The sequence below is a fragment of the Sphingobium sp. B2D3A genome (genome assembly GCF_025961795.1).
GTDB lineage: Bacteria > Pseudomonadota > Alphaproteobacteria > Sphingomonadales > Sphingomonadaceae > Sphingobium.
In genome coordinates this window covers 2314618-2327963 of sequence record NZ_JAOQOI010000001.1, presented here as the reverse complement: position 1 = coordinate 2327963, position 13346 = coordinate 2314618, and the positions used below count along the sequence as shown (strand labels likewise).

Here is a 13346-nt window from a genome sequence, read left to right as displayed (position 1 = left end):
TGGACGCATAGCTCAGTTGGTAGAGCAGCTGACTCTTAATCAGCGGGTCCTTGGTTCGAGCCCAAGTGCGTCCACCATTTTTCTCCTAAATTTCAGTCTCTAGAGCGAAGCGAGACATTGCTTCCGCTTTAGATTCCAGGCGTCCGGCGCCGGCCGCCGTTCGTCATCTGGAAGTAGCATCGGGTTTTCCCGTTCGATATTGACGCGCGCCCGTTCTATCGAATATTCCCGATGGATGAACACCGATAACGCCCTCGGCATTCTGGCGGCCCTCTCCCACCCGACCCGGCTGACGACCTTCCAGTTGCTCGTGCGGCATGAGCCGGAGGGCCTTTCGACGGGGCAACTTGTCGAGGCGAGCGGGCTGACGCAGAGCACCTTCTCGACCCATCTGGCGGTCATGGCGAAGGCAGGGCTGGTGACCTCCGAAAAGCGGGGGCGCCAGCAAATCCAGCGCGCCAATATCGCGGCTTTGCGCGATTTGATGCTCTTTCTTGCCAAGGATTGCTGCCAGGGCCGCGCGGATTTGTGCGAGCCGCTGCTTGCCGAACTCTCCTGCTGCTGAAGGACGGGATCATGACCACCATCGTCATCTATCATAACCCCGATTGCGGAACCTCGCGCAACACACTGGCACTCATCCACAATTCCGGGGTCGAGCCGCATGTCATTGAATATCTGAAATGCCCGCCGACACGGGCGCTGCTCACCCAGATGATCGCGCGGGCCGGGCTGACGCCGCGCGCGTTGCTGCGCGAAAAGGGCACGCCGTTTGCCGAACTCGGGCTGGACGATGAGCGCCTGAGCGATGACGCGCTGCTCGATGCCATGATGGCGCACCCGATCCTCATCAATCGCCCGCTGGTGGTGACGCCGCTGGGCGTGCGGCTTTGTCGCCCGTCCGAGCTTGTTCTCGATATCCTGCCCGATGCGCAGCGCGGCGCCTTCACGAAGGAGGATGGCGAGCCGGTCGTCGATGCCGCGGGGCAGCGGGTGAGCTGATGGGCACGTTCGAGTGCTATCTCTCGCTCTGGGTGGCCCTGTGCATCGTCGTCGGGATTCTGCTTGCCACGGCCGTGCCCGGTGTCTTCGCCGCGATCGCGTCGGCCGAAGTGGCACAAGTGAACCTCATCGTTGCCGCGCTGATCTGGCTGATGATCGTGCTGGTCGAAGTGCCGGTGATGCTCTCCGTGGTCGCCATCGTGAAGCGCAGCCGGCCCTGGTATGAAAGGAACCTCGTTTCGTGAGCCGTGTGCGCATCCTGCCCGAGCCTGACCATCTTCCCGCGCTCGACCGTGCCTATGCGATACCCAGGCCCGCCCTCGGGATTGGCGAGGATCAGCCGCCGCCGCGCATCCTGCTGCTTTATGGGTCGCTCCGGGAGCGGTCCTTCTCGCGCCTTGCGGTCGAGGAAGCCGCGCGCCTGCTGCGGTTCTTCGGCGCGGAAACGCGCATCTTCGATCCATCGGACCTGCCCCTGCCCGATCAGCTGCCCGGCGACGATCACCCCGCCGTGCATGAGCTGCGCGCGCTGTCGCTGTGGTCGGAGGGACAGGTCTGGTGCAGCCCTGAGCGGCATGGGCAGATCACCGGCATCATGAAAGCGCAGATCGATCATTTGCCGCTGGAGACGAAAGGCGTGCGCCCGACACAGGGCCGGACGCTCGCGGTCATGCAGGTGTCGGGCGGATCGCAGTCCTTCAACGCGGTCAACACGCTCCGCCTGCTGGGCCGCTGGATGCGGATGTTCACCATCCCCAACCAGTCGTCGGTGGCCATGGCCTATAAGGAGTTCGATGAGGCCGGCCGTATGAAGCCCTCCAGCTATTATGACCGCATCGTCGATGTGATGGAGGAACTGGTGCAGATCACCGTGCTCATGCGACCGCATGCGGCGCAACTGGTCGATCGCTATTCCGAACGCAAAGCGCAGGGAATCAGCGTGAATCCTTCCGCGGACCGCGCCGCGGCTGCGCTAACCGACGGGCGGTGAGCGCCGATAGGGCGGTCAGGACTATGCGGCCGATCCCAAGGCGATTCCGAGCGGTGGTTCTTGCTGACAACCGACAGCCCCTTGCCCGGCCGGGTTCGGCCATGTAACAGGCGGGCAATCGCAAGGACCCGGTGAAACCCCGGGTGGCTATTCCGGCCGCCGATCCGCCGGACAACATCACACATGCAACCTTCTTTGCGCCCCAATGTGCGCCATGTGCCTTGTTGTGGAATCCGCATGACCTCTCATCTGACATCTTACCGCCGCCAGTGGTTCACTGACGGACCGACCGCCCGTCGCGACATCCTGGCGGGTATCGTCGTCGCGCTCGCGCTCATTCCGGAGGCAATCGGCTTTTCGATCATCGCCGGCGTCGATCCGCGCGTTGGCCTTTATGCGTCTGTCGCCATCGCCATGACCATCGCGCTGATCGGCGGCCGCCCGGGCATGATCTCTGCGGCCACGGCGGCTGTCGCCGTCCTCGTCGTGCCGCTCGTCCGCGAGCATGGGGTCGACTATCTCTTCGCGGCCACCATCCTGATGGGCCTTATCCAGATGATCGCGGGTCTGCTGCGCCTCGATCTGGTGATGCAGTTCGTGTCCCGCTCGGTCATCACGGGCTTCGTCAACGCGCTGGCGATCCTCATCTTCCTGGCTCAGTTGCCTCAGCTGACCAATGTCGGGTGGCAGACATATGCCATGGTCGCGGGCGGCCTGGTCATCATCTATGGCTTTCCGCGCATCACGAGGGCCATCCCCTCGCCGCTCGTCGCCATCCTCGTGCTCAGCGCGATCAGCATCGGCATGGGCCTGCCCGTCAACACAGTTGGCGACATGGGCAAGCTGCCCGAGGGACTGCCCAGCCTGGCGCTGCCCAACGTGCCCTTGACCCTCGATACCCTGCGGATCATCCTGCCCTATTCCCTGACGATGGCCGCGGTCGGCCTGCTGGAATCCCTGCTCACCGCGCAGATCGTCGACGACATGACCGACACCGACAGCAACAAGCGGGTCGAATGCGCCGGCCAGGGCGGCTCCAACATCGTCGCCGCCCTGTTTGGCGGCATGGGCGGGTGCGCGATGATCGGCCAGTCGGTGATCAACGTCACGTCGGGCGGCCGTGGACGCCTCTCGACCTTCGTTGCGGGCGCCTTCCTCCTCTTCCTTCTGGCCGTCCTCGGGCCGTTCGTAGGCCGGGTGCCGATGCCGGCGCTGGTCGCGGTGATGATCATGGTCTCGATTAGTACGTTCAGCTGGAACTCCATCCCCAATCTGCGCCGCCATCCTGCAACCTCGTCAGTGGTGATGCTGACCACGGTCATCGTGGTCGTCGCCACGCATGATCTCTCGCTTGGCGTGCTGGCCGGGGTGCTGCTCTCCGGCATCTTCTTCGCCGGTAAGGTCCAGCGCATGTTCGCCGTCGAGCGTGACGAAACTGCGGACGGCGCGCTGGCCACCTATCGGGTGACCGGCGAGATTTTCTTCGCGTCGGTCGACCGCTTCACCCGCGCGTTCCAATCGGAAGGCACGGCGACGCGCGTCGTCATCGACGTGACCGGCGCACATTTCTGGGACATCTCGGCCGTCGGCGCGCTCGACAAGATCGTCGCGCGCCTCCGCCGCGATGGGCGCGAGGTCGAGGTCGTGGGCTACAACCGCGCCAGCGCCGACATTGTCGACCGCTTTGCGCTGCACGACAAAACCGGCGTAGAAATGGGGCTCGCGCCGCACTGATCGAAGTTGCGGCGAATGAAGGGCTTGGGCGTCAGGTGATAGACCTGGCGTCCGCCCCGCCCAACGCCCGATCCAGCAGTTCAACGATGTGCAGTACGGGAATGTCCGTGGCGCTGCCGATCTGCATCGCGCAGCCGATATTGCCCGTGGCGATGACATCTGGCTGCAAGGCTCGCAGATTGGCGACCTTGCGATCGCGCAGTTGTGCGGAGATTTCCGGCTGCAGGATATTGTAAGTGCCGGCAGAGCCGCAGCACAAATGGGGCTCGGCGGGGGTCGCGACCTCATAACCAGCACGCTCCAGCAGCGCGCGCGGCTCGTGGTCGACCGACTGCCCGTGCAGGAGCGAACAGGCCGATTGATAGGCGACGCGGATGCCCTGCGGACGTCCCCGCGGAAGCGTGATTTTCGCGAGAAACTCGCTGATATCGCAGGCCAGCGCCGATAGGCGGGCGGCCCTCTCCGCATAAAGCGGGTCGTCGCGCAGCATGAAGCCATAATCCTTGATCGTCGTGCCGCAGCCCGAGGCGGTGATGATGATGGCTTTCAGGCCGGCGTCTATATGAGGAGTCCAGGCATCGACATTCCGACGCGCGGCGTTCAGGCTCTCGGCGTCCTGCCCCATGTGCCGCACCAGCGCGCCGCAGCAGACCTCACCATTGGCGAACAGGACCCCATAGCCGGCGCGCAAAAGCAGTCGGTGCGTGGCAGCGCGGATGTTGGGCTTCAGGACCGGCTCTGCACAGCCTTGCAGGAGAATGACCCGGCCCAGACTGCCGGTCGCGGGTGGCGGACTCTCCGCAACCTTTGCGCGTTTCGGCGGCGCTAATCGCAGCATCGCCGCCAGAGGGCGCGTGGCCGGCCAGCACGCCAGCAGCGGTGCGAAGGGGCGACCCAACGGCGCGAGGCGCAGCGCCAGGGCAAGGCGGCGCGGGTGCGGCAGGACCGCGCCCAGCAGCCGCCGCATCAGCCGCTCGTGCCAGGGGCGCCTATAATGCGTCGCGATCCAGCTGCGCGCATGGTCGACGAGGTGCATGTAGTTCACCCCCGACGGGCAGGTCGTCATGCAGGACAGGCAGGATAGGCAGCGATCGATATGGCGCACGGTCTCGCTGGAGGGCACGCGCTCATTCTGGAGCATATCCTGCATCATGTAGATGCGCCCGCGCGGCGAATCCCGCTCATCGCCGAGCAGCACATAGGTCGGGCAGGTCGCGGTGCAGAAGCCGCAGTGGACGCACTTGCGGATCGCGCGCTCACTGGTCGCCATCGCAGGATCGGCCAATTGCTCGGCCGTGAAATCAGTGCGCATGGGCGACTCCAAAGCGATCGGGTGACAGGACGCCCAGCGGATCAAACGCCGCCCGCACCCGCGCCGAGAGTGCGGCGACGCCGGGCTCTTCGACATGGAGGGCCGACATGCTGGCGCGCAGCGCGGCTGGCGCGCGGATCAGCGTCGCGTGCCCCCACGTCTGCGCGACGACCTGGCGCACGCAGTGCTGATCGGCATCTTCCGGCAAGCTCAGCCAGATCAGGCCCCCGGCCCAGTCATAGCAGCGTCGCGCGCCCAGATGCTGGAGCGCCCGGAAGACCTCCGGCCCACGGGACGGCGCGGTGCTGATCCGCCACAATATGGCCTCGCCCTGCAGGGTGCCGCCGCCCCTCACCGCCGCCCACAAAGGCTCGTCGGCGCCGTCTGCAAGCAGATCCCCCTGCCTGAGCAGCGCCCGCAACATGTCGCTTCGCGCGACCACCGATGGCGCGAAACCTTCGATGCGCAGCAGCGTGAGCCCCGCCTCGGGCAGATGCGCGGCGCAGGCGACATCGGCCGGGGACCCCATGGCGCGGGCCATTGCGGCGACGGCCGCCTCGTCGTCCAGTCCGCGCAACAGCAGCGTCGCGCATGTCTGCGGGCGGGGCATGACCTTCACGGTGAGGCTGGTGAGCGCAGCCAGCCTGCCCCAGCTGCCAGTCATCAGCTTGGGCAGGTCGTAGCCAGTGACATTCTTCATCACCTTGCCGCCGCCGATAAAGGCCTCGCCACGCCCCGAGACGGCCTCGAAGCCCAGCATATGATCGCGCGCGGCCCCGGCCGAGAGGCGGCGCGAGCCGGAGACGCCGGCTGCGACGATACCCCCGATGGTCGAGGCGCCGGATGGGCGCGCAAAGACAGGACCATAATCGAACGGGTCGAACGCCAGCATCTGGCCCTGCTCTGCCAGAATGTGATCGATTTCGGACAGGCGCGTACCCGCCCCCACCGTGAGCACAAGTTCGGCGGGATCATAATCGATGATCCCAGCAAAAGCCGACATATTCACCATCAGCCCCTGCCGGTCCGGCTGGCCGATATCCGCCTTTGTCCCGCCGCCGCGCAGTTCCACCGGCATGCCTTCGCGACCCGCATCGCGGATGACCGCGCAGAGCTCAGCGATGCCAGTCGGCGTGACCATATTGGTGGTCATCAAAATCTCGGAAGGTCGGGGAAAGGCACCTGCCCCTTGTGCACATGCATGCGGCCGAGCTCGGCGCAGCGATGCAAGGTGGGGAAGACCTTTCCGGGGTTGAGGCGCAAGGCCGGATCGAACGCGCATTTCACCCGCTGCTGATGCGCGAGATCGGTCTCGCTGAACATCTCCGGCATCAGATCGCGTTTCTCGATTCCGACGCCATGTTCGCCGGTGAGCACGCCGCCCACCTCGACGCACAGGCGAAGGATCTCATTGCCGAGCTCTTCCGCGCGATCGAGCTCGCCGGGCTGGTTGGCATCGTAGAGGATCAACGGATGGAGATTGCCATCGCCGGCGTGAAAGACATTGGCGACGGCAAGGCCATGCGCTGCCGCCAGCTCGGAGATGCGTCGCAGCACATGCGGCAGGTGGCGGCGGGGAATGGTGCCGTCCATGCAATAATAGTCCGGCGCGAGGCGGCCCACGGCGGGAAAAGCGGCCTTGCGCCCCGCCCAGAAGGCGAGGCGCTGCGTCTCATCCTGCGAGACCTGAAGGCTCACGGCGCAATTCGCCGTCGCAATGGCGCTGATCTCCGCCGCGAGATGATCGCATTCAGCATCGACGCCATCGATCTCGACGATCAGCAAGGCCTCGACATCGAGCGGATAGCCGACCTTCACGAAGGCTTCGGCAGCGCCGACGGCGGCGCGGTCCATCATCTCCATGCCTGCCGGAATAATGCCGGCGCCGATCACATCCGCCACGCAGCGCCCCGCCGTCTCGATGCTCGGGAAGCCGATCAGCATTGCTCGTGCCTGCAGCGGCTTGGGGAGAATGCGGACGGTGACTTCCGTCACGACGCCCAGCAGCCCTTCCGATCCGGTCATGACGCCCAGCAGATCGAGATCGGCCGCATCGAGATGGCGGCCGCCCAAGCGGATGATCTCGCCGGTCATCAGCACCATCTCCACGCCGAGCACATTGTTGGTCGTAAGCCCATATTTGAGGCAATGCACGCCGCCGCTATTCTCAGCGACATTGCCGCCGATGGAGCAGGCGATCTGGCTGGAGGGGTCCGGCGCATAATAGAAGCCCTGCGCTTCTACCGCCTTGGTGATCGCAAGGTTGGTAACGCCGGGCTGCACGACGGCGACCCGGTTGGCATAATCGATCTCGATGATGCGGTTCATGCGGGAGAGGCCGAGCAGGATGCCATCGGCCAGTGGCAGCGCGCCGCCAGAAAGCGACGTCCCTGCCCCACGCGGGACGATCTTCACATCATGGGCGTGGCACCAGGCCAGTATCTGCGAGACTTGCGCGACCGTCTCAGGCAGCACCGCGGCCAGCGGCATCTGCCGATAAGCGGTGAGCGCATCGGTCTCGAACGGCCGCAGGCCATCGGGATGGGAGACGACCCCCTCCCCCGGCACGATGGCCTGCATCGCCCGCACGATGTCCGTGCGACGATCCAGAATATGCGGGTCGGGGACCGGCATGGAAATGGTCACGCGAGGCGACCTTGAACCGTCATCACCGGCAGCGGGGGCAGCTTGCGACGTAATGGAGAGATCACGACCTTGGCGCTTAGGTCGCCGAGCAGCTGCCTTTTCAAGATATCTTCCTGAGTTCCATCATGCGTATGACAGATACGAGTGTGCCAGAGCTTGGCGGACTTGGGCAGACTAAAATAGTGGCAACAATTCCGAGCGAAAATATAGTTGTCGCTGGCTGAATTTCGCTTGCATAACAAGGATCAGACAGTTTCAATCGGTCCGTAGAGGATCGCATGAACACAGCGGAAAAGATATATAGCGCGTCCACCAGCGAGGATGCCGGCACCGCCCGCCTGGCCGAGCGGCTGGCCCGCAGGATCGAGGACGATATCGCCTCCAGCCCCTTGCCCGTCGGTGGCGTGATGGGGTCACTGCGGGGGCTGTGCGAGCATTATGCGGTGGGGCGCGCAGCGATGCGCGAAGCGGTTGCCCTGCTCGAGCGCCGGGGGCTTGGGCGGCTACGTCCCGGACCGAGCGGTGGCTTCATGGTGGCGCAGCCCGACGTGGGCCGGATCGGGCTTGAGCTCGCCAATTACTTCCAGCTGGCTGGCGTGACGTGCGAGCAGGTGCTGGATGCGCGCGAAGCTGTCGACCCGCTGCTCGCAACGCTTGCGGCCACAGCCGATCGTTCAGACCATGGGATGCGACTGGACGCGCCGGACGAACGCGAGGGCGGCCTTGCCTGGCATTTGCGGGTGCGGTCCGATCTGGCGGCGATGAGTGGAGACCCCGTGCTGCCGCTGTTCGTGCAATGCCTCAACGAACTGACGATGCTGTTTGCCGGCGTCGAATCGCATGACGGCGATTGGCTTGGGCAAGCCAAGCGGCAGACCGAAGCGATCAATCAGGCCGTCGCCAACCGTGACGTGGCGGCCGTACAGCAAGAGGCCGACAGGCTTCACCGGCGCCTCGGCGACTGGCTGGCCGCGCGCGATGCGCCGCTTTCACCGCCGACCATCGAGGCGTCCCGTCAGGATGCCGACCGGACTCTTGCTCTCCTCGTCGCCCGCCGGCTGGCGGCCGAAATCCTGCCGAGCGGCAATGCGGGCCAGCGGCTGGGCTCCGAATGGGACTTGTGCGAGCGCTTCAGCGTCAGCCGCGTCACCCTGCGTCAGGCGATCCGCCAGTTGCAGGATAGCGGGCTCGTCGAGTGCCGCCGGGGTCGGGGCAATGGCCTGATCGTGCGGGATCTGCGCGGCACCGGCAGCATCCGGCTTGTCCTTGCCTTCCTCATCAGCCGGCAGGTCGATCCCCAGACCGCTGGCACGACGCTGTTCCAGTTGAACCGTTTCGTGCCCGCGCTGGCCGTGAGCCGCGCCAGTGCGGCGGAGCGAGCACGGCTGCGGGAACTTCTCGACCGCGCACAGCGCAGCGACCCCATCGATCGCTATGATCTGCTGGCGCTGGTCCAATATGTCTCCAAGTTGGCCAGAAGCCCGATCATCGATCTCTTCTCGCGCTGCCTCGCGGCTTATGAGGCGCGGTTCCATCCCTTCCTGCTGGAGCGCCTGCCGGCGCACAAGCAGGCCGAATATTTCGCGCTGCTGCGCATGCTGCTCGACCGGCTGCCGATGGGGGGCGATGCGCAATTGGGCTGGGCCAAGGCAGAAGCCTCGCGCGTCATGCTCTCCATGAGTTCGACGCGCCCGATCTGAGCGGGTGCAAAGGGGGTGCTCTTATGCCACCCCTGCCTCGTCTTCCGGCCGGTAGACATCCTTGCGCAGATCCCGCGCGGCGAGAACATAGTGCAGGGCGGCCCAGAAAAACAGCACCAGCACCGTGACCAGTGCGTACCGCAAACCGGTCGATGACGCCGTGAGGCAGGCGGCATCGAGAGCCGTGCCTATGCCATCTGGCCCCCTGCCCCCCGGACAAGATGTCGCGAAATCAGCCGCGCCATAAGCGCGCCTTGCGTAGAAGTCGCTGAGCACCCCGGTGACGGTCGGTCCAAGGCCGGCACCCAGCAGGCCACCAACCAGCGCGGTGATCGCGGCGGTCATGGCGCGCATCTGCGGCCCGGCAAGGTTCTGCATCGTGCCCATTGTGGGAGCCATGAACGTGATAAGCGCCATATTTCCGAAGAAGATGCAGGCGAGCGAGACATACAGTTCCCGGCTCATGAAGGCGCCGAAATAGATGGGCACGCACAGCGCCATGCACAGCGCCGGGCCCCAGAGCACCCAGCGCATGTCACGACGCGACAGCCAGTCGAAGCCGAACCCGCCCAGCAGCATGCCAATGCCGTTGGAGGTGAAGGTGACGATGCCGAAGATCACCCCGAGCGTCGCCAGGTTGATCTCGAAGCTGCGCAGATAGAAAGGCAGCACGAAGTTGGCGATGGCGTTGAGGGTGAAACCGGCAATGGTTACCCCCGCCAGCAAGTGAATGTAGGTCTTCTTGGCCAACAGGAAGCGCAGCACTGTCCCCAGCGAGGGCACGGGTGCGCGGGTGATGCGGCCATCGGCCAATCCGCGCGGTGGCTCTCGCAGGGTGAACCAGACCAGCAGAGAAACCATGATGCCGGGTGCGGCCATGACGAAAAAGGCCGTGCGCCAGTCCCATTGCGTCGCCACCCAACCGCCCAGCGACTGGCCGAGCAGAAAGCCGAACGGCGAGCCGAGCGAGATGACGGCCAGCACCGAGGCGCGACGATTGGCCTTGTAATGATCGGAGAGGAGCGATGATGTCGGCGGTTGCACGCCCGCCTCGCCGATGCCCACACCGATCCGCCCCAGCAACAGAGTCGTAAAGCCCGCCGCAAGACCGCAGATCGCCGTCATAGCAGACCAGGCGGCGACGCAGATGGCGATCAGCCGCGTCCGGTTGACGCGCTCGGCCAACATCCCCAGCGGCACCCCCAGCACGGAATACATGATCGCAAAGCCCAGCCCCTGCAGAATGCCGAGGTCGGTATCGGTGAGCCCGAGGTCTTCCTTGATCGGCTGGGCGAGCACCGCGAGGATCGCGCGATCGGCAAAGTTGAAAATGCTGACGAGCAGCAGCACGAACACGGCCCACTTCTTGTAGCCGGGTCGCAGCAGCGGATGCGTTTCGTCTGCGACCGGCTCTGCCGGATCATGCTGTGTCGTCGTCGCCATCGTCACCCCCCATTTCGTCCGTCGGTTCTACTGTAGTTCTGGCCGACTGCTATTCCGCTGCCTGCTGCCGCTCGGCATGGGGAACGAAGGTGACATTGTGCGCCTGCAGGCGGGGCAAGACCTCCTTGCCGATGCGGCGCACTTGATTCATGTACATGTCGTGGGGCATGTCGCCGCGGTTGCACACCAGCAGCACATTGTTGGCGCCGGCATCGTTGCACTCATCGATGATGCGCGCGACGATCTCGTCGGCGGTGCCGATCGGCATGTGCTGGGCTGCGCCACGGACCGTGTCCATAGTCCACTCGTTGAACACCGTGTCATCCTCAGCCAGCGTGCCTTTCGCGCCTTCGCGCAGATGTTCGAACGCGGTGGAGCTATAATATTTCGTCTTGCGCACATCCGATTGCCAGACCTGATCGTAGCGCAGGAGCGTGTTGAACAGATACATCAGGTGGCTGCCATATTCCTCGATGGCCTGCTCCTTGGAATCGGCCACATAGCAGTCGACCATGATGCTGATCTTGTCCGACTGGACCTCGCGCCCATGGCGGGCCTGGCATTCGGCGAAATAGCGGATGGTATCCTCGCGCATGGCCCCACGGAAGATACCCGGCGTAATGGTCGCATCATGCTCGGCGGCCCATTCGATGGACTCCTTCGACCCTGTGAGCGGCACCCAGATCGGCGGGTGGGGTTGCTGGAAGGTGCGCGGCCACAGCGAGACGTCCTCGAACTTGTAGAACTCCCCGTCGAAGGAGAAGCTGTCCTGCGTCCAGGCGCGCCGCATCACCTCGAAGCCCTCATTGAAGCGGCCGCGTGATTCACCCATGGGCACGTTGAAGATCTTATATTCGCGGGGCGCACCCCGGCCCACGCCGCAGATCAGCCGTCCGTTGCTCATGCAATCGAGCATGGCGATCTCTTCCGCCAGACGCAGCGGCTCGTGGATCGGCAAGAGATTGGCGTAGACCAGGATCTTCAGGCGCTCCGTCACCTGCGACAGCGCCGCCGCCATCAGATTGGGCGAATTGCCCAGACCGAAGGGCGTGCCATGATGTTCATTGATCGCAATGCCATCAAAACCCTGCTTGTCCATCTCCGCCCATGCTTCGAGATGGTTCTTGTAAGTCTTTGCGGCAGCCTGTGGATCAAAATGACTTGCACCCAAGCGCGGAAGAACACCATCCTCGCGATACTTATCAACATTCTCTTGATAAGCGGTCCAGTCGAATACAAAGACCTTCATGATTAATTCTCCAACGTAACGCTTGAATATATTGTTAGACTGAACTTATACTGAGTCAGTCTGAAAAACTTGAAAGGCGTTCTTATGAAAAAGACCTTCGTCGCTCTGGTCGAGCGAACAGACCTTTGGGACCCCAGCAAGGAAGCGCATGAGCAGCCCGGCTTTGCGGACCACGCCGGCTATATGGGCGCGCTCGAAAAGGAGGGCTTCATCGCCATGGCGGGCCTGCTGGCCGAGTCCGAGGATGTGCTGTTCGTGTTTCTGGCGGACAGCCGCGAAGAAGTGCTCGATCGACTGGCGAAGGACCCCTGGCAGCAGAGCGGACAGGCGAAGCTGACCCGGCTGGAGGAAGGCCATTTCCGCATCGGCGCCCCGGCCGGCGCAGCCTCGGGCTGATCCGACGCGCAGGATGGCGGAGCGGACAGGAGAGCGCTGCGCCATCATGCGTCGAACACCGCGATGGTCCTGACCTCGAAGCTCTCCCGGCGCGGGGAACCCGGCAGGCTGGTCGGATCCTCGAAGGCGGTATGGCCGGTCATCTGCCAATCGGGATTACCGGTATCGTACAGGCGGAAGATCAGCGCCTCATCGGGCTGCATATCCGGATAATAATACCATTGATGCCGGGGATTGTAGGCCATGTTGAGGCCGGCCGGCATGCCCTGGCGGAAGCCGCCTTCTGGCTGGCCCAGCGATACGCTCAAGAAGTCGCGCTTCTCGACGCTGCGGCTGTCGCAGACCGCCAGCGGATAATTCTCGACCGGCTTGGTGCCACGCCAGACATTGATGTTGACGAGGCGTTTGGCCGCCATCTCCTGGGCCCGATCGGGCGCGAGCCGCGCGATCCACTGTTGCAGTGCAGGCCCGTTGAAATCCACATGGGCACTCAGCGCCGGGCCGCCGCCCTTGGCATCCTCGCCACCACGCAAAATGCCCATGAAGGCGAAGACTTCGCTGGCGCCGGTCAGGTCCTTCACCAGACGCGCGACCTCAGGATAATAGCGGCGCTCGAAATCATCCTTGTCGGTGAAATCGACATCTGTGGCGTGCTTCACCAGGGTGAAGCCCTGCGCATCGAACGAGATGTCCGCGAGCCGGGCGTTGTGCACGGTCACGTCATGGTCTTCCATCGAGAAGGAATAGGAGCCGTTCTTCTCGATCCAGCCCCCATCGGCCGCGCGCTCCGAATAGCGAATGAAGCTCTCAACCGAGGTCGGGCGCGAGGCGACGGCGGCAGCCTGATTATTCACGATTCTCTCTCCTCATGGC

Annotated in this window: 13 protein-coding genes, 1 tRNA gene and 1 other annotated feature; of the genes, 8 read left to right on the top strand and 6 right to left on the bottom strand. The window is 64.3% G+C overall.

Features of this window, described 5'->3' with window-relative positions:
- Window position 1: 1 nt before the first annotated feature.
- The 6 genes from M2337_RS10830 (at window position 2) to M2337_RS10805 (ending at window position 3727) form a co-directional block, all read left to right on the top strand.
- Window positions 2–77, top strand: a tRNA-Lys gene (locus tag M2337_RS10830).
- Window positions 78–235: 158 nt separating this feature from the next.
- Entirely contained in the window at window positions 236–565 is a 330-nt protein-coding gene (locus M2337_RS10825) for an ArsR/SmtB family transcription factor (protein ID WP_181559589.1), read from the top strand.
- A gap of 11 nt (window positions 566–576) precedes the next feature.
- Window positions 577–1002 (top strand): arsenate reductase (glutaredoxin), encoded by a 426-nt coding sequence (gene arsC / locus M2337_RS10820; RefSeq protein ID WP_181559588.1) that lies wholly within the window; start codon window positions 577–579, stop codon window positions 1000–1002.
- The gene (locus M2337_RS10815) at window positions 1002–1247 is read left to right on the top strand and encodes a hypothetical protein (RefSeq protein ID WP_264570231.1); all 246 of its coding nucleotides are present in this window, start codon (window positions 1002–1004) and stop codon (window positions 1245–1247) included. Before arsC ends, M2337_RS10815 begins: the two co-directional genes overlap by 1 nt.
- Window positions 1244–1993: an arsenical resistance protein ArsH gene (arsH, locus tag M2337_RS10810; protein WP_319799436.1), complete on the top strand. Its 750-nt coding sequence runs from the start codon at window positions 1244–1246 to the stop codon at window positions 1991–1993. The genes M2337_RS10815 and arsH overlap by 4 nt, the downstream gene beginning before the upstream one ends.
- 121 nt (window positions 1994–2114) lie before the next feature.
- Window positions 2115–2170: a sequence feature (sul1 is cis-regulatory element that is thought to sense ions involved in sulfur or methionine metabolism; They are found in Alphaproteobacteria), on the top strand.
- 60 nt (window positions 2171–2230) lie between these two features.
- On the top strand, window positions 2231–3727 hold the full coding sequence (locus M2337_RS10805; protein WP_264570230.1) for a SulP family inorganic anion transporter: 1497 nt from the start codon (window positions 2231–2233) through the stop codon (window positions 3725–3727).
- Window positions 3728–3758: 31 nt separating this feature from the next.
- On the opposite strand, the gene glcF is transcribed toward M2337_RS10805, so the two are convergent.
- From glcF to M2337_RS10790, 3 genes are read right to left on the bottom strand one after another with little or no spacing between them, the layout of a single operon-like run.
- Window positions 3759–5039: a glycolate oxidase subunit GlcF gene (glcF, locus tag M2337_RS10800; RefSeq protein WP_264570229.1), complete on the bottom strand. Its 1281-nt coding sequence runs from the start codon at window positions 5037–5039 to the stop codon at window positions 3759–3761.
- Window positions 5029–6192 (bottom strand): FAD-binding protein, encoded by a 1164-nt coding sequence (locus M2337_RS10795; protein WP_264570228.1) that lies wholly within the window; start codon window positions 6190–6192, stop codon window positions 5029–5031. Before M2337_RS10795 ends, glcF begins: the two co-directional genes overlap by 11 nt.
- Window positions 6192–7685: an FAD-linked oxidase C-terminal domain-containing protein gene (locus M2337_RS10790; protein ID WP_264570227.1), complete on the bottom strand. Its 1494-nt coding sequence runs from the start codon at window positions 7683–7685 to the stop codon at window positions 6192–6194. Before M2337_RS10790 ends, M2337_RS10795 begins: the two co-directional genes overlap by 1 nt.
- A gap of 278 nt (window positions 7686–7963) precedes the next feature.
- Between M2337_RS10790 and M2337_RS10785 the strand changes: the two genes are divergently transcribed.
- Complete coding sequence (locus tag M2337_RS10785) at window positions 7964–9385, top strand: FadR/GntR family transcriptional regulator (protein ID WP_264570226.1); 1422 nt, start codon at window positions 7964–7966, stop codon at window positions 9383–9385.
- Between the two features lie 21 nt (window positions 9386–9406).
- Here the strand turns inward: M2337_RS10785 and M2337_RS10780 are convergent, their stop codons facing one another.
- Together M2337_RS10780 and M2337_RS10775 are read right to left on the bottom strand one after the other, a co-directional pair.
- Window positions 9407–10828 carry a spinster family MFS transporter gene (locus tag M2337_RS10780; protein WP_264570225.1) on the bottom strand — a complete coding sequence of 474 codons (1422 nt, stop codon included), beginning with the start codon at window positions 10826–10828 and terminating at the stop codon, window positions 9407–9409.
- A 49-nt stretch (window positions 10829–10877) separates the two neighbouring features.
- Window positions 10878–12077, bottom strand: a complete 1200-nt coding sequence (locus M2337_RS10775) for an LLM class flavin-dependent oxidoreductase (RefSeq protein ID WP_264570224.1) — start codon at window positions 12075–12077, stop codon at window positions 10878–10880.
- 84 nt (window positions 12078–12161) lie between these two features.
- Here M2337_RS10775 and M2337_RS10770 point away from each other — a divergent pair, with 84 nt between their 5' ends.
- Window positions 12162–12473, top strand: coding sequence for a hypothetical protein (locus M2337_RS10770; RefSeq protein WP_181559580.1), 312 nt, complete (start codon window positions 12162–12164; stop codon window positions 12471–12473).
- A gap of 44 nt (window positions 12474–12517) precedes the next feature.
- Here M2337_RS10770 and M2337_RS10765 read toward each other — a convergent pair whose 3' ends face one another.
- Window positions 12518–13327, bottom strand: a complete 810-nt coding sequence (locus M2337_RS10765; protein WP_264570223.1) for a CmcJ/NvfI family oxidoreductase — start codon at window positions 13325–13327, stop codon at window positions 12518–12520.
- Between the last annotated feature and the right edge of the window lie 19 nt (window positions 13328–13346).